This window comes from Sphingobacterium sp. LZ11T8, from assembly GCF_024261425.1.
GTDB lineage: Bacteria > Bacteroidota > Bacteroidia > Sphingobacteriales > Sphingobacteriaceae > Sphingobacterium.
Genome location: NZ_JANBZY010000002.1, coordinates 1 through 22,399 on the forward strand (window position 1 = coordinate 1; position 22,399 = coordinate 22,399).

At 39.9% G+C, this 22,399-nt stretch carries 14 protein-coding genes; 6 read left to right on the forward strand and 8 right to left on the reverse strand.

Annotated elements, in window-relative coordinates:
• Window positions 1–941: 941 nt before the first annotated feature.
• Window positions 942–1,346 (forward strand): hypothetical protein, encoded by a 405-nt coding sequence (locus NLF99_RS04755; RefSeq protein ID WP_254526938.1) that lies wholly within the window; start codon window positions 942–944, stop codon window positions 1,344–1,346.
• A 268-nt stretch (window positions 1,347–1,614) separates the two neighbouring features.
• Entirely contained in the window at window positions 1,615–2,829 is a 1,215-nt protein-coding gene (locus NLF99_RS04760) for an MFS transporter (protein ID WP_185211996.1), read from the forward strand.
• On the opposite strand, the gene NLF99_RS04765 is transcribed toward NLF99_RS04760, so the two are convergent.
• Both NLF99_RS04765 and NLF99_RS04770 read right to left on the reverse strand, forming a co-directional pair.
• Entirely contained in the window at window positions 2,818–3,426 is a 609-nt protein-coding gene (locus tag NLF99_RS04765) for a class I SAM-dependent methyltransferase (protein WP_254526939.1), read from the reverse strand. The genes NLF99_RS04760 and NLF99_RS04765 overlap by 12 nt on opposite strands.
• 7 nt (window positions 3,427–3,433) lie before the next feature.
• Window positions 3,434–3,994, reverse strand: coding sequence for a DUF4230 domain-containing protein (locus NLF99_RS04770; RefSeq protein WP_185211998.1), 561 nt, complete (start codon window positions 3,992–3,994; stop codon window positions 3,434–3,436).
• 218 nt (window positions 3,995–4,212) lie between these two features.
• On the opposite strand from NLF99_RS04770, the gene NLF99_RS04775 reads away from it, so the two are divergent.
• Together NLF99_RS04775 and NLF99_RS04780 are read left to right on the forward strand one after the other, a co-directional pair.
• On the forward strand, window positions 4,213–5,724 hold the full coding sequence (locus NLF99_RS04775; protein WP_254526940.1) for a YgcG family protein: 1,512 nt from the start codon (window positions 4,213–4,215) through the stop codon (window positions 5,722–5,724).
• 737 nt (window positions 5,725–6,461) lie between these two features.
• The gene (locus NLF99_RS04780; RefSeq protein ID WP_185217938.1) at window positions 6,462–7,529 is read left to right on the forward strand and encodes a hypothetical protein; all 1,068 of its coding nucleotides are present in this window, start codon (window positions 6,462–6,464) and stop codon (window positions 7,527–7,529) included.
• A gap of 298 nt (window positions 7,530–7,827) precedes the next feature.
• Here NLF99_RS04780 and NLF99_RS04785 read toward each other — a convergent pair whose 3' ends face one another.
• Genes NLF99_RS04785 through NLF99_RS04805 form a run of 5 tightly spaced genes read right to left on the reverse strand, consistent with a single transcriptional unit; the run spans window position 7,828 to window position 16,853 of the window.
• Window positions 7,828–9,678: a glycoside hydrolase family 2 protein gene (locus NLF99_RS04785; protein ID WP_254526941.1), complete on the reverse strand. Its 1,851-nt coding sequence runs from the start codon at window positions 9,676–9,678 to the stop codon at window positions 7,828–7,830.
• Between the two features lie 11 nt (window positions 9,679–9,689).
• On the reverse strand, window positions 9,690–11,180 hold the full coding sequence (locus NLF99_RS04790; protein ID WP_254526942.1) for a sulfatase: 1,491 nt from the start codon (window positions 11,178–11,180) through the stop codon (window positions 9,690–9,692).
• Window positions 11,181–11,186: 6 nt separating this feature from the next.
• The gene (locus tag NLF99_RS04795; protein WP_254526943.1) at window positions 11,187–11,861 is read right to left on the reverse strand and encodes a DUF3823 domain-containing protein; all 675 of its coding nucleotides are present in this window, start codon (window positions 11,859–11,861) and stop codon (window positions 11,187–11,189) included.
• Between the two features lie 4 nt (window positions 11,862–11,865).
• Window positions 11,866–13,683, reverse strand: coding sequence for a RagB/SusD family nutrient uptake outer membrane protein (locus NLF99_RS04800; RefSeq protein WP_254526944.1), 1,818 nt, complete (start codon window positions 13,681–13,683; stop codon window positions 11,866–11,868).
• Window positions 13,684–13,685: 2 nt separating this feature from the next.
• Complete coding sequence (locus NLF99_RS04805; protein ID WP_254526945.1) at window positions 13,686–16,853, reverse strand: TonB-dependent receptor; 3,168 nt, start codon at window positions 16,851–16,853, stop codon at window positions 13,686–13,688.
• Between the two features lie 180 nt (window positions 16,854–17,033).
• Between NLF99_RS04805 and NLF99_RS04810 the strand changes: the two genes are divergently transcribed.
• Window positions 17,034–20,144 (forward strand): two-component regulator propeller domain-containing protein, encoded by a 3,111-nt coding sequence (locus NLF99_RS04810; RefSeq protein ID WP_254526946.1) that lies wholly within the window; start codon window positions 17,034–17,036, stop codon window positions 20,142–20,144.
• Between the two features lie 4 nt (window positions 20,145–20,148).
• Window positions 20,149–20,952, forward strand: coding sequence for a response regulator (locus NLF99_RS04815; protein ID WP_254526947.1), 804 nt, complete (start codon window positions 20,149–20,151; stop codon window positions 20,950–20,952).
• A gap of 86 nt (window positions 20,953–21,038) precedes the next feature.
• On the opposite strand, the gene NLF99_RS04820 is transcribed toward NLF99_RS04815, so the two are convergent.
• Window positions 21,039–22,301 (reverse strand): FAD/NAD(P)-binding oxidoreductase, encoded by a 1,263-nt coding sequence (locus NLF99_RS04820; protein WP_254526948.1) that lies wholly within the window; start codon window positions 22,299–22,301, stop codon window positions 21,039–21,041.
• Between the last annotated feature and the right edge of the window lie 98 nt (window positions 22,302–22,399).

The window sequence follows — 22,399 nt, forward strand, 5'->3', positions numbered from 1 at the left end:
CATATCGCAGCTGTTGGAAAAACCATCAGCTGGGCAACCTTTGGCCCAAAGCAAGGGAAAGGGAAAGGAAAAACAACCATAGAGGCAAATAATCAAGAAAAAATTTGGAATACAACATAGAAGGGGCTTATTGCATAAGCCCGTCTGCTGCAATCCTAACATCAATATCACTCATTAGGGTGATTAACTCCTTTTTCCTTTTAGGACAGATAATAAATCCCCAGTGGGGGTGGAATCTTTGTAGAATCTGGATATTTGATATGACCAACCCACAGCGTGGATGAAATATTTTTCTATACCCTTTCTGTGTCACCCTGAGGGCACCCCGAAGGGTCTCGGAACTATCCATACTACATTTGAAATAGTTCCATCATCTTACGATTTCGTGATGACAACGATCCTAAAAAACTCCGAAAAGTAGATTCTTCGTTTCACTCTGAATCCCTCTTTATCGCATTTTGATTCTGAACGAATAGTGAAGAATCTTTACGGTTCATGCCTCAATGGGTCATGCAATCCTGGACCGAAGGTCCAGGAACTGTACGCGAAATGCAATCCTCAACAAAATCAATGATGTATGCGTTATTCTGAAATCTATCCTTCGTACCAAAGAAATTAATGTTGGATATCTCTGGCTATCCAGACCCACAATTTTTTTCCGAAGATTATTTTTGACATATTGCCCTCGATGGAATAAGTCCAAAAAAGCCAAAGTGTCCTTGCACAGGTCTCATATCTCCAATCTATTCATCCCTAACTCCTTTACTTTGAGGGAGATTCTGTACGCTTAATTTTCCTGTATATAAATTGTATATAAGCCAAAAATGCCTTGTATACGCTTTGTCATTCTATATTTTCTTGCTTTTAGGGCTTTATCCTGACCTTTATCCCATCAATAGAAAATAGAAACAAATTAATTTTTAAACTTATAAAAATAGCACATGATGAAGAAGCATTTAAGTTGGATAGCCATTGTATTATCGGTTTTGATTTTTTCTGCCTGTACAGGTCAAAAGGGAGATGTGACCAAAGATCCTAAATACGCGGATATCGCAAACAATATTTTCATTACCAAAGAACCCCTTTATTACTATCATTACACGCATTCGGATGGTGGAAAATCTGGATATTTTCTTTCAGCAGAGAACAGTATGCCGAATGCAGAACTGAAATCTGAAATTCCAGTAGGTGGACATGTCAAGATTTCAAAAGTATTGGAGGTTCCACAGCAAGGCGGAAATGTGCAGGTCATGGTACAAGGTGAAGTGATCAATGCTGGACAGGCAGGAATGGAATACATGGCTATTTATGAAGATATCAAGCCTGCCCTAAGAATAAATGAGTAGATTTTTTACGGTCAATTATTCATTTTTATTGGCTTTTATAGACTAATAATGAGAGAAGAAGCGCGATTTTCGCGCTTTTTTTATTGAGATAAAGTAAATTCTTAAAACCTCGCATTCATTTAAGGAGATTTATACCGGATTCTTTGGAATTCCAATTATTAATGCCTTACATTTGTGCAGTTTACCCTCCCAATAAGATTTTATTGTCTGGATATACGCTTTGATTTTTAATGATTTGCTTACAGCAATTTAATTTATTTGTCAGTTTATGCCAAAACAATCATTCTCATACGATCAATCGAAAACTTCTTACCCAATCCTCCTTGCTATCGCCCTTGCCCATCTTTCCAATGATATGATCCAAGCGATTATTCCCGCTTCATATCCACTATTGAAAGAAAACTTTCATCTGAGCTTTGCGCAGATTGGCGTGATTACATTCTGTTTCCAACTGTCTTCCTCTTTATTGCAGCCAGTTGTGGGCGCTTATACTGATAAGCATCCCAAACCATATTCCCAACTGATCGGCATGATGTTCAGTATTATTGGGGTTATTGCATTAGCCTATTCCAATAATTATTATTCGGTATTGTTTTCGGTAACTATGGTTGGTATTGGATCTTCCATTTTCCATCCTGAATCTTCTCGGGTGGCTTTTTTATCCTCTGGTGGGAAAAGGAGCTTGGCACAGTCCATTTTTCAGATCGGAGGAAATACAGGCTCTGCACTGGCACCCTTATTACTGGCCTTGTTTGTCGTTCCGCATGGTCAACGTTATATTTTATGGTTCCTATTGGTAGGTGTGTTTGCGCAGATCGTCCTTTCCTACATTGCGGTTTGGTACAAGCAGGTCCTGACTGCCGTAAAGGGACAGGCCAAAAAAATGGTCAAATTGCCTGACCTATCGAATGCTACGATCAACTTTTCCATCTTTATCCTTTTGCTGTTGATATTTTCTAAATACGTCTATATTGCCAGCATTACCAGTTACCTGCAATTTTACCTGATGGAAAAATTTGCCATCAGCGATGTACAGTCACAGGTATATCTATTTTATTTCTTGATAGCTATTGCTTTGGGAACCCTGTTTGGAGGCTTTTTAGGAGATTATTTGGGCAGGAAGTATATCATTTGGTTTTCCGTTCTTGGCTGTGCGCCATTCAGTCTGTTGTTGCCTTTCGCTAGCCTTTTTTGGTCCGGCATATTGGTATTTATCATAGGGCTGATCATGGCTTCTGCCTTTCCATCTATCTTAGTCTATGCACAGGAACTCTTACCGAGAAAGTTAGGGATGGTTTCCGGACTTTTTTATGGATTTGCATTCGGAATGGGAGGGATAGGAGCAGCAATCCTAGGTTATTGGGCGGATCATACCTCACTGGAAAATATCTATATGGTATGTGCGTATCTGCCTTTAATTGGCATCACGGCATATTTCCTTCCTAATATGAAAAAAGTGAAGTTTAAGGAATCATTGGATTAACTGAGCGATCCAAACTGTAGCACCGCCACATTCGGGATCTTCAACGCTATGCTGGATAAGTTTAAATTGATGTACCGACAATAGCTCTTGGTACTTTTCAGGAGATAAGGAAGCATGATATAAATTCTGCCCATAATTTTCACTCCAAACTTCCGCATGCTCATTGCCAGTGGTAAACATCAATATTCCATTAGGCTCCAAAAGTTCTTGGAATATGGTGAACATATTTTCTTGGTCCTTTGCCTCCAGATGAAAGAAACTGTGCCAAGCAATGATGGCATGAAACTTTTGATCTAGGTTCAATTGGCGCATATCCATCAATAGGAAATCATCTTCAGGAAAGTTTTTTCTGGCGATAGCCAGCATTTTTTCACTGGCATCTACGCCAAGCAGTTTATGTCCCCTTTTTTTGAAATATTCGAAGATCGGTTTCCCGGAGCCACAACCCAGATCCAATATTTTTACTGCTTTTGGAATCAACGAGCAGATCGATTCTAGATACTTTTCTTCCATCAGGTTCTGGCTTCTATTTTCATAGAAGCTTTCCCCAATGATATCATATACCTTAAATACATCTTTCCGCTCTTTATTCGACATCCTTGTGCTAATAAAAAGTTAAATTGATTTTTGTATAGCCTAATCCTTCTAATAAAGGACGCAATACATGCGTAGCGTTGTTTTTGGTCTGTTCCAAAATATCAGACTTCTTAACCTGATTGGTGATTTCTTGCTCAGCCGCCTTAAAAGCTTCATCTACCAAGGTCGCCTCCCTAAAAAATGCCATTTTAGTATCATACACCTTTGAAGCTTTGTGGTCTATTTTTACATAGCAGATTTCTGGTTTCGGTAAACTAATGGTAACTGAATCATCGATGACCTTTACATCTTCTGCTTTCAGTTTTCCCAAGTCAATACAACCAACCGCATCCGCTTTGATGATCAACAAAACACTGGCATCGGGAAGATATGCTGTCATATTCTTATGCTCCACGACATCGCTCAAGCGATATTTTACAAGTTCTAGTTTACCCATTGACTCGATTTTCTCCACTAGTATCTGGTGATTGGTCTCTTTTGTGGGAGCTGGTTTTATCCTTTCCCATACAAACCAAGTGATTCCAATGATCAATCCTAGAACGATTAATACTTTCAATATCTTTGTCATAACCTGCTGTTCTCAAAATATAGACCATTCTACAAAATTAATGTCAAGAAACTGTAATGCTATCATTATGACTTGATTAGTAACCATTTAATTACAATTCCCTAATCTAATTACCCAAAACATGACATAATGTTTGTCGATTTTATATATATCTATTAAACGGATTTAGCATGACAGCTTAGATTTTATTATTTTTATGTAACCCAATTTTTGAATCGATGAAGAGCGTTATCCAACATCATTTAGCACTAAAATTTACAAATTTATTATGGATTGGTTTAATCCTAAGTGGATTGCTTTTTTCATCTGGTCTTACTGCCCAAACAATCTATAGCATAGATCAGGTGCCTAATCCTAAATCTAAAGGTCAAGATTACTACGTCAGTGACCCAGATGGGATATTGGGTAGCTATACAGTCAGTTTACTGGATAGTATATCCTTAGATATCGAAAAACAGACAGGAGCAGAATATAGCATAGTGCTTGTCAATGATTATCTATCGGATGATGATTTTCAATTTGCCTTTGATTTGTTCAATAAATGGGGGATAGGAAACAAACAGGCCAATAATGGCCTTTTGCTGTTCATTGCTAAAGAAAAACGTCAATACCGTTTTATTTCTGGCTACGGAATGGAAAGGATCTTTCCTGATATCTATCTTAAACAGGTAGGTGAAAAATATCTGGTACCCAATTTTAAAGAGGGAAATTATGAAATCGGATTACTACAGGCAAGTGAATTTATTTCCAAAATCCTAAAATCACCTAACTCGCTGGAAGAATTAAAATCCATGATGCCCGAAGCTATTCCATTTTTTAGCTTTCAAAATCCGTATTTCAAAAATAGTCTTTTAGTGATAGGTTTTTTTTTGCTCCTCTATATCTACATACATTTAATAGGTAAACGGTTAAAAACTGACAAACAAAAACTAAAGCCCATAGCTCCGTTTTTCTACGGATTAGGCTGTATGGGATTCTTAATGTTTGTTTCTATTTTCATTTTCGCATTTATATTTAAAAACTTCGAACAAGTCTATCAGGCAAAGAATACACCATATTTCTTGTTTGTTTTTTGGGGTTTGGTCCTGTGGATGAAAATCCATGATACCCAAGAAGCTATCAAAAAGAGCTATGTGGATGAGAAAGAAAAAGGAATAGCGCTGAAAAAATTTGCAGGCTTGACTTTAATTCCTTCCATCTTAGCGCCATTAGCGCTATTCAATATGGGCGGTATCCTGTTCCGTCTGAATAAATATAAACATCGTTATGATCCACCCGATAACTCTGGGGATTGGGAAAGAATTGTAAGAACCTCCAAAAAGGCTGAAACTAGCCAGTATCTGAACAAAGGGCAAATAAAAGAAGAAAAGATTGGGTCACGGCGATATGAGATCTGGAAAAACAATATATCCCAAGAGATCAAGTTAATTCCATGGGATGTCAACAAGCGGCTTTATGAATGTCCGGACTGTCATTTTTTTACCTTGGAGAAGGATAAAGAAAAAGTTATCAAGAAAGCAACCTATACGAGTTCTGGTGAAGGTGAAAAGATCGACAAATGCGAAAACTGTGATTACATGATCGTATTGGGCACCTATATCATTCCAAAATTAGAAAGAAGTTCAGGGGGCAGTGGTTCATCTGCTGGAGGCGGAGGCGGATCCTCTGGTGGTGGTGGTTCCTTTGGTGGTGGTTCTTCAGGAGGAGGTGGAGCTGGCGGACGCTGGTAGCCTGCGCTCCTCATGAGCTAATTTTTTATTATTAAACGGTTGATGGATGAAATAATAGAAAAGAGCACCTGAAAAATAACAGACCACATCAACTATATCAGCGGTATTGTAATCTGTGATTCTTGGACTTAGGTATTCAAAAAAAATGGATGTCATGAAAGCCAATGCCAGTAGCTGCCATAAGGGAAATGAAAAGCCTTTTTTTAGATCTAGTATGAATATACCTGCACAAAAGGCAAAATGGGCGATCAAGGGAACAAAGACAAAATCTGTAAGCCAATTATTGATATAGGGTATAGGATGCCCTGACAACCTGCTGTACCTCACGAAGAGCCAAGCAAGACAATAACCTACAAAATAGGGGTTTAGTAAAAATATCCTTAGTGAGCAAAGGATACGGCTATTAGCATGGATAACAGTCCACATGTCATCAAAATTAAAAACATAAGCCAACCTAATTTTTTTCTTCGCCTCTGTCCAGGACTGTCCTCTGGATCATAGGGAAAGATAGTATCCTTGATCTCATCCAAATGCCTTTGAAAGAAATTTTTCTGCTTGTTCTTCATAAATCGTTTCTAAAAGGCAAATTTAGCTATCCTAATCCATCTTTTGTAATATTCTGCATTTAATCCCTCAACTTGCTGGACCTTATCCAGATTATCTAAAACCATAAGCCCTCCAACCTGTTGTATATATAGATAATAAGCAATATTTCACAATTTTAATTAATAAAACCTATGGCATTAAAAGATATAATTCAGTCGTTGACAGAAAAAAATGAATCTCCAAGTATAACACTTTCATTTAATACCTATAGAACCTTTCCTGATAGCGAGAAAAATCCAATCATTCTCAAAAATCTGATCAAGGAAGCGGAAAGCAGATTACTTGAAGAGTATGGAAAAAGAGATATTCCAGAGATCCTAGAAAAACTGGAAGCATTGCCAGAAAAGGTAACTTCCCAAAAATTAATGGACAGCTTGCATGTATTTATTTCCAAGGAGGTTGATGAAATGGTCGTTTCACCATGGCCGGTGGATAATGAGGCCGTCTTTATTGATGATTCTTTTGCTGTTAAACCTTTGATAAAGGCATTGAATAGAACCAAAGAATATATGATTTTGTCCATAGCCCAAGGTGGTGCCCATCTGTTTGAAGCATTAAACGATGGAGTTGAGAAAGAAATCGTAAATGATGATTTCCCGTTTGATGCCAATCCATTGGAAGTGACGGGTTCCGACAATAATAAAGTTGAAAACCGTTTGAAAGAATATTTCAATCAAATCGATAAGGCAGTTGTTGAGGTCCATAATGCAAATGATCTGGATGTTGTGGTTATCTCCACGGAGCCCAATTATGCGATGCTCATGGAGGTCGCCGATATTCCTAAGATGTACATAGCCCATGATAATATGAACTATGATGCCTCAGAACCTGATAAAATGGCAAAGCAGGCCTTTGAAAGCATAAAGGACCTGCAAAAAGAAGAGCGTTCCAATGCTATTGGCGACTTGAAGCAAGCCGTATCCTCCGGTCAGGTATTGACAGACCTTCAGGATATCTATCAAGCAGCCATTGACGGCAGAGGAGAGTTACTTATGGTACAGCAAGATTATGAGCAGCCCGTTAAGATGACATCAGACCGTACTTTTGATTTGGTTGATGATTCAAAAGAAGCTGGTGTTGTCGATGATATTGTCTCCAATATCGCTTGGAATGTACTTTCAAAAGGTGGGAAAGCTTATTTTACGGGTCAAGAAGAACTGAACGATTTGGGTCAGATTGTGCTTAAAGTACGTTATTAGTGCTCTAATATAATATTATCTTAGGCTGTCTATTTGTTTAGTCAGCCTTTTCTTTATTAAGGAATTTCCAATAATAATAGCTGTGATATCCGGAATTTTTCAATCAAAAATGGAGAATAAGTTTCGAGCCATATTCGAGGCATGTTCGGGCCATATTGCGAAAATTCCGAATGTGTCTCGAATAAGGTCAAATTAAAGGTCGAATGAAAGAAGGTTTAGGTTAATTAAACTCAAAAAAGAAGCTGGTCGAAATTGCTCTCGACCAGCTTTGCTATATTCTATTATTGGGTATAATCGTTTATTTAACCAGATCACTTTGGTAAAGTTTGCTATGGATTTCTTTCAATTCATTCGCAGGGATCTTCATAACTTTTCGGTCATATGTCATCAATCCGTTGGTTTCTACTTCCACATCCGTGGTCTGTGTGTATACTCCAGCAGATAATCCTTTAGGGATTAATTTGCTTAGGTCAGAAACCACCTCTTGATATCTTTTCTTCAACTCATCCGCATTTTTGAAAGACTGGTAACCCCAATTATCCTTTTGTTGCCAGGTATGGCCTTCTACCGGTAAACCTAAACCACCATATTCGCCCAGTACCAATACATATTTGTCACCAAACAGTTCAGCTCTTGGCATTGCAGCATCTGGATAGTTGTGGATGTCAAAGATATGTCCAGGTGCATCGAAATTACCACCTGATGCTCCGTTCACTAATCTGGAAGGATCGTTTTGGATCGTCCAGTCCACAATTTCTTTGGATTTAAATTGTCCCCATGCCTCATTGAAAGGCACCCATACCACGATGGAAGGGAAGTTATGCAGATGGGACATGATAGCTTTCCATTCTTTTTTATAGATGGCTTCTGATTCTGGTGTACGGTCTTTATCATGTTTTCCGATCCTGATCTTTCCAGGGTTCATATCCCAGATGTTGCCTCCTAGGTCACCACTTGGCATATCTTGCCATACCAAAACGCCGATGCTATCGCAGTGTCTGTACCATCTAGCAGGTTCTACCTTGATATGTTTTCTGATCATGTTGAAACCCATTTCCTTGGTTTTCTCTACATCAAAGCGTAAAGCCTCATCCGAAGGAGCGGTGTGTAGACCATCAGGCCACCAACCTTGGTCTAAAGGACCATAATGGAAGACAAACTTATCGTTCAGGTACATTCTTTGGATGCCATTGGCATCTTTCTTCACGCTGATCTTACGCATGGCAAAGTAAGAGCTGGCTTCATCCACAACTTTTCCTTTTCTTAATACCTTAACCTTTAGGTCATATAGTTTTGGTGAGTCAGGTGACCATAATTGTGGGTTATTGATTTTTAATTGGGTTTCCTCTCCAGCATTTGCTTTTGCTTCTGCAACCTTGTTATTGTTATCAAAAGCTTCTACCAAGATCTCGTCACCAGCTTTTGCTGAAGATAGTTCAGCGGAGAATTTCAAAACTGAATTGTCTACATCTGGAGTCTGCTTAGTACTTACGATATGCGTTTCAGGTACAGATTCCAACCATACGGTTTGCCAAATTCCGGAAACTGGCGTATACCAAATCCCATGTGGATTGTTGATCTGTTTACCCCTAGGTTGCGGACCATCCGAGGTAGGATCCCATACGCGGATAGCAATATCTTGGGTCTTTCCTTTTTTGATTGCTTTTGTAATATCAATACTGAAAGGATCAAAACCACCTTGATGATTTCCTACATGCTGTCCATTTACATAGATATCGCATTCCCAATCAACAGCACCAAAATGCAACAGGATCTGACCTTTGTTCAGTTTTTTGTCGATGCTGATCTTATTGTTGTACCAAAGGGCATCATCTTTCGTTACTGGCTTAGCAACACCCGAAAGGGCTGATTCTACAGCGAAAGGAACCAAGATATCACCATCCCAAGAGCTAGGGATATCTTTTTGGTCTTTATTGGTAATTTTATATTTCCATAAACCATTCAGGTTCTGCCAATTGTTCTTTCGTTCGAGTTGTGGCCTTGGATACTCTCTGTGCGCATTTTGAGGGGTTACATGTTCCGCCCATGGAGTAAGGATTTTATCGCGGACCGGCGCCCAGTTCTGAGCATTTCCCTCCGTGATAGAAGCGGCAATTAAGCATGCAATTGCAATTGTTTTCTTCATCATATTCTTGTTTGTTAATGTTTTCGTGGTTTAGATGCAGGTCTCATTGGCAAAGGTTTTGGTTGTGCCGATAAGACTTCCTTAAGTTTAATAAATGCTGGATGATCTTCTCTCCAAATATTTTCAGTTTCTACCAGTCCATTTTTATAGTGGTAGAGTTCGTATTGTGGATCCTCAGTTCCTTGAAAATCCTGCCAAGAAATCAGTCGATAGTCTTTGTCCCGAATGGCCCTTCCAAGTTTTCCATCTCTCGGAAAACAATGGTACACGGTTTCCCTTAAGCTTCCATCTCCAGAAAGCAGCATATTTGCATAGCTTATCCCGTCCAAAGGTTGTTTCGCTTCTTTTAGGTCCAGGCCGCTCATCGCTGCCAACGTAGGATAGATGTCAACTGTTTCAATCAATTCCTTGCTGAGTCCTGTTTTTTGCATAGCAGGATGTTTGATCAGCAAGGGAATGCGATTGGCTAATTCATAGTTTACATGTTTCGTCCACATGCCCATTTCACCTAATAGGTAACCGTGGTCTCCCCAAATTACGACAATTGTGTTCTTGTCCAAGCCCGTCCTTTGTAAATGTTTTAATACTTTCCCAATTTGAGCATCCACATAACCGACCCCTGCATAATAACCATGGATTAAGGTCTTGGTTAATTCTGGTGGAAAGGGATCGCTGTCTTTTGCCGAAGGCACCTGGCCATATTGGGATATTTCACCATCTCTTTTTACCGCCCAAGAAGGTGCGTTCTTTGGATTGCCCTGTATGTTTGGAAACGGTAGTTCATCCTGGTCATATAAGTCCCAGTATTTCTTCGGGACCGTAAAGGGTAGGTGCGGCCTTGCAAAACCAACGGCTAAGAAAAAAGATTGGTTGTTGGCTTTTAGGTCGTCCAATCGTGCTATAGCTTCATTCGCAACCCGGCCATCGGCGTAGGCATCATCTGTTACATCCAGTTTTTCCCAAGCAGAACCTTTTTCCAGTTGATTGGCATATTCCCAACTTTTATTGGCGAATAATGCTTCTTCCCTGGTTTCCTTATCATGGTCTTTGGCTGCATATTCGATCACCTTGTCATGCCAATGGTTCACCGACCAAGATTGCTCGTCGTTGTACGTATTATGGCCAACATGGAATACCTTCCCAATAGCCGCTGTATAATAACCATTGTTCTTATACAATTCTGGGAGGGTCGTAGCATCGGGATAAAACTCCCGAAATGCCCTCCCAAAATCATATAATCCGGTAGATGTAGATCTTGAACCTAAGAGTAGGTTATATCTTGATGCTACGCATACAGCCTGATTGCTGTAGGCTCTTTCAAAGACCATGGCATTCTTGGCCCATTGGTCAATATTTGGACTGATTGCAGCTTTATCGCCGTATACTCCCAATGTTGGACGTAGATCATCCACTAAGATCATCAATACATTATAAGGCTTTTCTTGCGCTTGGCAAAAGCTTATTATGGTAAGGACAATGAGGGTAATACGGCTTAAAATCTGCATTTCCAATTATTTAACCTGATGTATGTTTGCGTCGTAAATAGCTTCAGTGATACCATTGATTTTAGCGGCAACCCTTGCAAATAGGATTGGATTCGATTGCAATTCCGGACCGATATCCACGGTCAAGGTCACATTTCCGTTCGAATCCCCCGATTTATTCGCTCTTTTCAGAAAATGACCTAAGTCGACAAACTTGGTCTTACCAACCAAAAGGTTGATATCATCCAAGGTTTTGCTAGGATCAAGTTTCTCTACATTGAAGGTTGCTGTTAGGTTGTTGCCGTTCAATTGATATTTGATATCCCTGAGGTCATAATAGAGCTCTACAGGGAAGTCAATATTCGTGTTACCATTTAACTGTACGGTCATGGTATCTGTCTTGGATTTCCAAGGGCCATTTCCAGGAACCGTAATCAATTTATAGGTCCCGTTGAAAAGCGCTGCTGAGAAGGAACCATCTTGGGTGACAAAAACATCAATTGGGTTTTTAAGAGCGTATCCATCTTGCCATAACTGTAGGCGAACGGAATTATTGGAACCTCTCACACCAACTGCTGCACCCTTATAGGTCACTTTCCCTGTCAAGTTTGCATTTGGGGCGTCGTAATTATCCTTTCCGCAGGAAAAGAGTAGGGCAAGGCTTAGGAATAATCCGATGGCTAATATGTTTATTCTTTTCATTGTCTTATTGATAAGGGTTACGGACTAATTTTGGATTTCTATCGATCCAACCTTGGTCGATGAAGTTGTAATAATTTTGGAACCTAAAGTATCGAGGGTACATAACGTGACTAGATTTACGCTTTTCAAAAACCCATTTACCATGATTTGCAGTTCCAGGGGCATACACTTTGTAGGGAAAAAGTACATACATGGTAGCCTTAGGGTTGTCCTGCTGGCCGTTCCAAACGGTATGTGCCAATCTCCATCTTTTCAGATCCCAATAGCGGTGATCCTCGAATGCTAACTCAACCCTTCTTTCCTGAACAATGTCATTAAAGGTTACCGTCGTTAATTTTTGGATTCCTGCACGGTCTCTCAATTGGTTAATAAATCCAGCAACTTCGGTCTGAGGTTTGTTTAGTTCCAGAGCGGACTCGGCAGCGATCAAAATGATCTCTCCCAATCTAAAGCGCACGAACCACATATCGCTACCACGACCACGGGTTGAAGCATCCCTGTTTTCTTCCAAAAATTTACGGATATTGAATCCAGATTTATTGACAAATTGATCATTGGAAGTGGTAGGTCCGTCCATACTGGTAATCAAACCGTAGGGAGCTTCTGATTTTCCAGGTTCAGCAGTTTTTATCTTCCATGTACCACCTTCCAAATACCTTACGCCGGCTTGATAAGTAATGGTAGAACCTAAGAAATCAGCACCAGAATAAATGATGGTTCCATATAACCTTGGATCCTTTTTGGCAAAGACATCTGATGGATTATTGTAATAGATGAAATCACCGGCACCGTTGGTCAATTTTAAGGCACCATTACGGTCATCTATGTATTCAAAATCCTCTACTAAGTTCAAGACTGGTGTAATGATGTTGGCATCAATATCTCCGCGTACTGAAGAGGCGATGATATTGTTGGTGTACTGGTGGGTTTGTCCAGGATATTTATAATCTCTAGCCCAGATAACCTCCGTACTGCCTTTACTGCTTACAGCCTCGTAGAAATTTCTTCCTTTGTCAGCGTTTTTATTGTACAGTTCATATGGACTGTTTTGTAAGATATCCTTTGCAGTTTCATAAGCGAGCGTGTAATATTTTGGTGCTTCTGCAACTGGGATACCTACTTCACCACCGCTAGTCTTTACCTCTGGGGTCTTGTAATTGTATTTTGCAATAGATCCTGCATATAAGGCGGCCCTAGCTTTTAAGGACAGTGCAGCCCATTTATTGGCTCTAGCAGAATTGGTATTCTTGGCATCGGACAGTAAGCTGCTGATTTCAGTACATTCTTTTATGATGTAATCATAGATCTCTTTTTCGGTAGAGCGTGGATATTGCAGGGTCGTGATATCGATTCCAGCCTGGTAATCAAATACCTCATCATTGATGATCGGTACACCACCGAGGCCTCGTGCCATGTTGAAGTAAGTCCATGCCCTCAGGAAGCGAGCTTCACCTTCAAAATTATCCTGTGTGGTTTCACTGAAAGATGAGTTCCTTACACCATTGATAAATAAGTTGAGGTCTCTGAGTAGGGTATAGTCATACACTCGCCAAAGCGCATCACCATAATCTTGCATATTGTTGGGGCCTCCAGAAGAAAATGCAGCTTCATCGAGCATTGCCATACTGCCGGTATTTGCAATATGTTGCCCCCAACTCACTCTTCCGTAATAATTGGCCAATACGGAAGCAACCATTTTTTCGTCTGAATAGACCTGTTGATCAGTTAGGATGGATTCAGACTCTCTGTCCAAAAACTTGGAACAGGACGCAGTACCTGCCAATAATGCTGCTGATAGTATATAAATTTTAAATTTCTTCATGACTAAAAAGTTAGGTTTAATCCCACATTGATAACTCGGTTAGTAGGGTATTGGATTCCAGACTCGGATGTGATTTCTGGGTCTATTTTCATCTCACCCAAATTATCGATGCTGAATACGTTCTGCATCATGGAATACACACGAATGTTCCTGAATCCCCATCGTTCTGTCATTTTACTTGGCAAAGTATAGCCTACTTGAAGGTTTCTTAATTTTAGGTAGGTCACGTTCATGACCCAAAAGTCACTATGCCAATAGTTACTGTGGTTTTGGTTACCTCTGATCAATGTCGGGAACTTACCGGGAATCAGGTCGCTGTTTGGATCTGTGATGTCGCTCAACATCCATTGGTTTTCCATGTAATACCCAGCGTTGTTACCTCCATCATGAAATGGCAGCATACCTTCCCAGTTTGCGCGGTAAGAAGCGAATGATGCACCGGTAAAATCCGCAGCAAGGTCGAATCCCTTGTATCCAAGACCAAGGTTAACGGCAAAGTTCAAGTAAGGTAATCCACCTTGCCTATAACCGATTGGTCGCTGATCTAGTCCATTGATAACCTTATCGCCATTGACATCATTGTATTTAATGTCACCTGGACGAAGGCTGGTATTGCCTTGGCCATCATTGTCCACGTCATAGTTACGGATCTCATCCCAGCTTTGGAATTGTCCAAGGGACTCATAGCCCCAGTTCAAGAAGGCATAACGGTTTAGGATTGACCCTCTATATTGATCCCAAGCATTTCCAAATCTTGGTTTATATTGTTCACCATCAATCTGTCTGGCAAATGTGAAGTTACCTCCAATATTATATCTGAAGTCCTGTAGGGTGCTACTCCACATTATACTACCATCCATACCACGGTGGATATCAGAATTCAGGTTTTCATAGGGCAAGCCAAAGCCCACTTCAGTAGGTAACAGCACATCATATCTAGAGGCTGGTAAACCAGTTCTTTTGCGGTTAAAGTAATCTAATGAACCTGATAATTTACCGCCGAATAAGGCAAAGTCAACCCCCACATCGAAGGTATTTGCTCTGATCCATGATAGGGTAGTCACAGGTAATCCGCGAGGCTGTGCACCCACCACATAGTTTCCATTGATCACGGAACCACCTTGTTTGTAGGTGTATCCTGGCATAAAGCCAAAGGCGAAATAGTTCCAAGGGTCTAGGTTGTCATCTCCCAAAACACCATAAGATGCACGCACCTTGAAATCGGTGAATTTGGAGCCGAAATTAGATTCTTTCCAGAAATTCTCTTGTGAAATCCTCCAACCTGCAGAAACTGATGGAAATAAACCCCAACGGTTGTTTTCTGGGAACTTCCAAGAACCATCATAACGTGCCGATAATTCCAAGAGATATTTTTGGGCAAAATCATAGTTGATACGACCTGCGAAACCTGCTCTAGCTTGCGTGTCATTACCGAAATCATCAAATTGGTCCATCGTTTGGAAATACATCAATGATAGTGCATTTGAAGCAGGTCTATCATGCGCCCAGAATCTTGGGGTATCTCTTTGAATGGCCTCGGCAGCAAATACACCGGCAATGGTATGTTCTCCAAATGTGCGGTTATAGTTCAAGGTTCCCTGATAGCTTAATTCTTCGATCATTCGGATATCACGCTCGCGCCAAGGATTGTCCATGCTGAAGACCACTGGATAGGTATCGGTCGCTTCATCATAACCATAAAGCTTATAGGTATATTCTTGGTTATCCATCCAGCGGTTCGCTAGATAATAGCCCATTAAACCAGTCAATTTCAAATGTTCATTGATTTTGTATTCTGCATTGAAATTCAATTGCATCACACGCCATGTATCCCTAAACTCACCAGAAAGATCATAATTCAACATCGCGAAGTTTGTTTCGGTGTTGGCAGCTGTCCTTGCTGGGTACAATGGGTTATCATTGGCATATGGTCTTGCGGTAGGTAAGTTTCTATAGATTGCAAACAAAGCTTGCCAAGTATCATCACCACCCGGTACACCTGGTTGTCTACGTTTCTCTATACGACCATTCAAGTTACCGCCGATCTTTAATCTTTCCGATACATTGGCCTCTAGGTTCAATTGAACATTGGTCCTTTTGAAACCACCATAATTTCTGATGATAGATTGCTGGTCTAAGTGGCCGGCACTTAAGTAGTAGTTGATTTTTTCAGAACCACCTGATACGCTTCCGGAAAGGTATTTTTGTGGGCTTGTTTCCAAGATATAGTCATACCAGTCCCAAGGCCGGTATCCTTTCTCCGTTCCTTGTTCCCATTTCGCTAGATCATCTGGCGTGTACTGTGGGTTGGGGATGCCCAAGATGGCGTCAGATTGAATATAACTTTTTACATAGGTAGCTGCACTTGCAGGTCTAGGGAATCTAAACATGCTCTGCCAGCCATAATATGAATTGATATTGAATTCATTTTTATCACCGCGAGATCCTTTTTTCGTCGTTACCACGACAACTCCGTTCGCAGCTCGCACACCATAAATGGCGGCAGAAGCATCTTTTAGAACAGAGATACTCTCGATGTCATTAAAGTCTAGGTTGTTGAATTGTCCTTCATCTTTCTGGACCCCATCGATAACATAAAGTGGAGTTCCCATGTTACGGATATTGATACTGGTTGATGCACCAGGACGACCATCTGGCATCCGGCTGTTTACACCGGCGATCTTTCCGACCATGGCTCCCGAAGTAGTGGCAGCAACCGACCTTGCGATATCTTTAGAAGTTACCGTTGAAATAGCTCCGGTTAATGATTCTTTCTTCTGTGTACCGTAACCAACAACAACGATCTCCTCCAGGTTATCATCTGAACCCTGTAAGCTGATTGTCATATTGTTGCTCGCTGGAAGCTCTTGGGTAACATAGCCAATGTTTCTAAAAACAATGGTTTCGTTAGCTGAAGTAACAGTGACGGTGAAATTTCCCTGTTCATCAGTTACGGTGCCAGCATTTGGTCTTGATTTGGGGAATACTGTTACACCTTGTAATGGTTCACCTTGTTGATTGCGAACAGTACCTTTTACTTCCTGTTGCTGTAATGCTGAAGCACGAAAGGTAACTGGATGAGCATGGACAAACATAGGAACCAATGGCATCGATAAGCCCAAAAGCAATAAATACCGAATGTGCAAAGAGTTTAGATTTCTTTTTTTCATTGGAAGATTGGTTAGTATATAATTGATACTCAAATTTAAAGAGGGGGCTTTTCATTAAATTGACTAATTATCTCAATTTATAGCCATTTTGTATCAAAGCCTGTTACAAGCAGCTTATTACAGATGCTAAGTGTTTCTTTATCGGGAAAATTGTTATTTTGTCCTTATTAAACCTATCTGATGAGAAACCTGTTGATATCTGTTATGCTTCTGATTTCCTTGCTTGGCAGGGTTTGGGGACAGGTATTTAATTTTGATCATCTCAATATTACTGAAGGATTATCCAATAATGCGGTCTTGTGCAGTACCCAGGATAAAAATGGATTTCTCTGGTTTGGCACTAAGGATGGACTGAATAGGTTTGATGGGTATACCTTTAAGAAGTATTTCAGTGATATTGAAGCAAGGAATGGCCTAGCCAGCAATTATATTACTTGCCTTTTGGTCGACCAATATAACGTCCTATGGGTTGGAACGGATAATGGACTGTATAAATTTCATGCTAATACGGAAACCTTCAAACTGGTGCCTGGCACTGAAATGAAAGAAATCATTGAGATGCAGCATGATGGAAAGGAGAATTTATGGTTCCTTTCCAGCTATAAACTCTTTAAGTTGAATTCCAAAGGATTGGAACTTAAAGCTGAACCTCTTTTTCCTGAGATCAATGTGACTTCCTTAACAAAGAATTCAAAGAATGAGGTCTGGGCTGCTGGTCACCAAATCCTTTTCTCGGTTGATGGGAAGCACAAAATTCAATTTAAGGTAAATAAGGATAGATCCCTGAATGTAGAATCCATAGCCTTTGAAGATGATGACAAAATCTGGATCGGTACACAACATAATGGCTTGATATCGCTGGATTTAAAGTCTAAGGTATTTGAACAGGTAATTCCTTTTGTAAAAAATGGAACCAGGTTGTTTGTTCGGGATATCAAAAAAATAAATGCCCATGAATTATGGATAGCCTCAGAATCAGGATTGGTTGTTTTAGATACCAGGGACAATGCTTGGCGAGTATTCTGCCATGAGCGAGACAATCCCTGGTCAATTTCAGATAACGCGGCGTACAGTATCCTAAAGGACCATCAAGGCGGGATTTGGATCGGGACCTATTTTGGAGGACTCAATTACTTCCATCATAAGCACAATCTATTTGAAAGAACATTTCCGATGGAGAATCCTAATTCGATATCTGGAAATGCAGTCCGTGAAATAAGACAGGATAAAAATGGGAATCTTTGGATAGGAACCGAAGATAACGGCCTAAATTTCTGGGATAAGCGCAATAATAGTTTCATGCATTTTTCTACCAAGAACGGTCTGTCGCATAATAATATACATGGACTGGAAATCGTAGGTGACAGCCTTTTGGTAGGAACTTTCAATAATGGTCTGGATATAATCAATATCAACAACAAGAAGATCATTGCACATTATAACCGAGAAAATACCCAATCGGAATTAGGGTCCAATTTCGTCATGAGCACATACAAAACTAAAAATGGAAGAGTATTCTTTACGACTCCAAATGGTTTGTATGAGTTTTTCCCTGGAAAGGATAGGTTCCGATTAGTGGAAGCCGTTCCTGACTCCATATTTTTCACTTCGATGCTGGAAGATCGAATGGGCAGGATTTGGTTGACTACCTGGCGAGATGGTGTATATCTAGTTGATCCAGAATTGAAATCAAGTCAGGTATTTAAGCATGATTGGGATAATCAGTCGAGTATCAACAGCAATAGGACCAATAGAATTCAACAGGATTCAGAAGGTAAAATTTGGATCGCTACGGAGAATGGCCTAACCATCTGTTCGGAAGATAATAAGATCGTCAAGCGTTTCACCAAATCGGATGGCTTGCCGAGTAATCTAATCCTGTCCATGCAGGAGGATTCAAATAAAAATATGTGGCTGTCCAGTACCAATGGTTTGATCAGTATAGATATTAATACATATGTGTTAAGTGTTTATAATAAGGAGTTTGGTTTATCAAATCTACAGTTTAACTATAACTCCATGTTTAAGGATAAGGAAGGTAATCTATACTTTGGTTCCACCAATGGATTGATAAAATTTCATCCTGATTCCCTTCTTAGAGAAAGGAATACCGAAACTAAGGTGCCTATCTATTTTACTTTTGCCAGATCATCCAAAAGGAACCTAGAGGTCAATTATGAATATGGACAGGAATTTACCAAGTTGAACTATGATAAGGTTTTACTGGATTATGATGAGTCTACGATTCAATTTGACTTTGCCGCGTTGAACTATGTGGATGCCGCATCTACATCTTATTTATATAAGTTGAAAGGTTTTGATTCAGATTGGGTCCTGTCCAAAGAAAACAAAGCGTATTATACCAAATTGCCTTCGGGAGAATATCAATTGCTGGTAAAAGCCCTTGATAGCCAAGGAAGGATAATTTCTGATGAGATTGCTATTCCAATTGAAGTTCGCAAACCCTTTTGGGCAAGCGGTTTGGCATTTGCCGTATATGCTATAATCCTTATTCTACTGGTCTTTTTTATCTATCAATATTTTGATAACCAGATTAAGGAGCGAAATCGCAGGCATCTGATGGAAATCAATGCTAATCGAGAAAGGAGATTGTATCAAGCAAAATTGGATTTCTTTACGCAGGTCGCCCATGATATCAAGACGCCGCTGACCTTAATCAAAGGACCATTGGAAAAGCTGGTTGACAATAAAAATTTAGGAGAGGATAGGACAGACAGGCTCTTGACGACCATGCATAAGAATACTGAAAAGCTGGTCCGGCTGACCAATAGCATATTGGATTTCCGAAAGGTAGAGACCGATGAAAAACAGTTGAACCTTACAGTATGTAATATTTCCGAGTTTATCACGGAGTTTATTAAAGACTATCAGACTTCCTTTCAGATCGAAGGCATTGTATTGACACAAGATATTAATCAAGGCATATTCGGAAAGATTGATGAGGACATGATCAGTAAGATTGTAGAAAATCTATTTTCGAATGCGCTTAAGTACGCTGATAAAATGGTGGATATCCAGTTGATTGATGATGATAAGTTGAATTACTGGATATTGGAACTGAAAAATGATGGTCATATATTGAATAGAAGGGAAGTGGACCTGCTATTTAAACCATTCCATCGTTCGAATCAGCACAGTCAAATTGAAGGTTCAGGATTAGGATTGGCATTGGCACATTCTTTTGCCTTGCTACATTCGGGTGACCTAAGGTATGTAGAGAATTCCGAAAATTTAAATATATTCGTTCTCGCTATTCCTAAAAACCTATAATAGAATGTCACAAGAATTAGAAGTCCGCAAAATAATTCTATTGATAGATGATCATCAGGAAATCTTAGATTTTTTGACAGATGATCTATGTGATGACTATGATATCGTACAGGCGCATGATGGATATCTGGCATTAGAGGTCCTCCAAAAACAACATATAGACTTAATCGTATCGGATGTGATGATGCCTAAGATGGATGGCTTTGAGCTCTGTGCGCAGGTCAAGAAAAACCAGAATTACAAGCACATCCCTTTTATCATTCTAACAGCGAAAAACAGCCTTCAGGCAAAAATCGAGGGTTTGGAGTATGGGGCTGATGCCTATATAGAGAAACCATTTTCACCCTCATTCCTTCAGGCACAGATCAGGAGCCTATTGAAAAACAGGATGTTTGTGAAAGAACATTATGCACAACAGCAAGACCCTGAAGAATTGTTGTTGCATACGAACATAGAGGAAGATTTTATGGATAAGTTACAACAACTGATCGTGGACCATATCGATGATACTTCCTTGTGTGTGGAGTTCCTGGCGGATAAATTGAACATCAGTAGACCTACCTTGTATAGAAAGATCAAGCAAACATCCAATTTATCTCCCAATGAATTGATTAATAACCTTCGGCTGAAGAAAGCCTCACAGTTGTTAAACAGTGGATCCTATAAGGTTTATGAGATTTCCAATATGGTTGGATTCAGCTCAAGCTCCCATTTTATACGGAATTTCCAGAAACATTTTGGCTACAGTCCAAAAGAGTGGGAAGCCAGGTTCCAACAGGAGAAGCTGGTGAAGTTTAGATTTAATTAATCCTTCCAAAAAAGAAACTGGCCGACAGAATTGCCAACCAGTTTGCATCGCTAATTTAAAAAAATGATAGGTAGAGTGTGTCTTTGTTATACCTCTTCACCCTTGAGCATTTTGTTCCAATACAGGTGGGGTAATAAATATTTTTTCAATAACCATAGTCGCCAATGCTCTTTGCTGCTGTCCTTGATCAGCATCTGTTTCAATTTGGGGTCTGGCGTAAATTCATTTTTATAGTTAAATTCTGCTAGCACCATCTTTCCATAACCTGTTACGAGTGGACATGAAGAATATCCTTCATAGGATTTGTTGTCTGCCGCTTGTAGTTTGATCAACTTTAAGAGGTTGTCAACTACTACAGGAACTTGTTTTCGTATTGCTGCTCCAGTTTTTGCAGTAGGCAAGGCGGCCACATCACCAAGTCCAAAGATATTGGTGAATCTTTTATGTTGCATACTGTTGATGTCTACATCCAACCAACCAGCATCATTGACCAATATAGAGTCTTTGACAAATTTGGGAGCTGTTTGAGGTGGTGCCAAATGCAATAGGTCAAAAGGTATTTCAATCAATTGTTCCATTTGTTGTGGAACTTCATCGGAGTCACCCTTGTTTATCACACATTCGTTATCCTTAGGGTCTGAACTCTTGAAGGTGATGATTCTTTTATCTGAATCTATTTTTATTGGTGCATAGAAAGGTTTAAAATTGATGTTGTACCGATCGATGATCTTCATTAGGGTATCCGCAATGACTTTTACACCGAAAATTACTGATCCCGGAGTGGCAAATGTTACATTTACTTGATCAGCCAAATTATTTCTCTTGAAATAGTCACATGCCAAGTACATTATTTTTTGTGGAGCGCCGCCACATTTTATGGGGGTTGTCGGCTGGGTAAAGACTGCATTTCCACCTTTAAAGTTTTGGATGCATTTCCAGGTATAGTTTGGATCGATGTAATTGGAGCAGGCCACACCTCTGTCAATAGCCTCTTGCAACCCGTCAATTAGGCTGAGGTCGTTGACCAATCCGCAGGCAACAATCAAGAAATCATACTCAAGAACCTCTCCGTTGTCCAGTTGAATGCTGTTTTTTTCTGGAGAGAAGGAAATTACGGCTTGCTTGATCCAGGTGCAACCTTCGGGGATCAAGTCTTTCATGGGTCTAACAGTTTTGTCAAAATCATAGGCTCCAGCTCCAACTAATGTCCATGCCGGTTGATAATAGTGCTTTTTGGCTGGGTCAATAATGGCAATTTCTAAGTTGGGGTCCTTTTTGAGCAGTTGGGCGGCAGTCATAATGCCTGCCGTACCAGCACCGATGATGATGATTCTATAATGCGTGTCCATAAGTCTAAATATTGGTTAGTATAAAGTTAACATTATGAAAACCTTGGCTTTGTAACTTTAGTTACTAAAGGGAGATACTTCTTACCATACATCAATGC

Coding starts and splice junctions, on each gene's coding strand:
- NLF99_RS04760 (WP_185211996.1), top strand. CDS start 1,615: ATGCCAAAACAATCATTCTCATACGATCAATCGAAAACTTCTTACCCA.
- NLF99_RS04755 (WP_254526938.1), top strand. CDS start 942: ATGATGAAGAAGCATTTAAGTTGGATAGCCATTGTATTATCGGTTTTG.
- NLF99_RS04790 (WP_254526942.1), bottom strand. CDS start 11,180: ATGCAGATTTTAAGCCGTATTACCCTCATTGTCCTTACCATAATAAGC.
- NLF99_RS04775 (WP_254526940.1), top strand. CDS start 4,213: ATGAAGAGCGTTATCCAACATCATTTAGCACTAAAATTTACAAATTTA.
- NLF99_RS04785 (WP_254526941.1), bottom strand. CDS start 9,678: ATGATGAAGAAAACAATTGCAATTGCATGCTTAATTGCCGCTTCTATC.
- NLF99_RS04805 (WP_254526945.1), bottom strand. CDS start 16,853: ATGAAAAAAAGAAATCTAAACTCTTTGCACATTCGGTATTTATTGCTT.
- NLF99_RS04820 (WP_254526948.1), bottom strand. CDS start 22,301: ATGGACACGCATTATAGAATCATCATCATCGGTGCTGGTACGGCAGGC.
- NLF99_RS04800 (WP_254526944.1), bottom strand. CDS start 13,683: ATGAAGAAATTTAAAATTTATATACTATCAGCAGCATTATTGGCAGGT.
- NLF99_RS04780 (WP_185217938.1), top strand. CDS start 6,462: ATGGCATTAAAAGATATAATTCAGTCGTTGACAGAAAAAAATGAATCT.
- NLF99_RS04815 (WP_254526947.1), top strand. CDS start 20,149: ATGTCACAAGAATTAGAAGTCCGCAAAATAATTCTATTGATAGATGAT.
- NLF99_RS04770 (WP_185211998.1), bottom strand. CDS start 3,994: ATGACAAAGATATTGAAAGTATTAATCGTTCTAGGATTGATCATTGGA.
- NLF99_RS04765 (WP_254526939.1), bottom strand. CDS start 3,426: ATGTCGAATAAAGAGCGGAAAGATGTATTTAAGGTATATGATATCATT.
- NLF99_RS04810 (WP_254526946.1), top strand. CDS start 17,034: ATGAGAAACCTGTTGATATCTGTTATGCTTCTGATTTCCTTGCTTGGC.
- NLF99_RS04795 (WP_254526943.1), bottom strand. CDS start 11,861: ATGAAAAGAATAAACATATTAGCCATCGGATTATTCCTAAGCCTTGCC.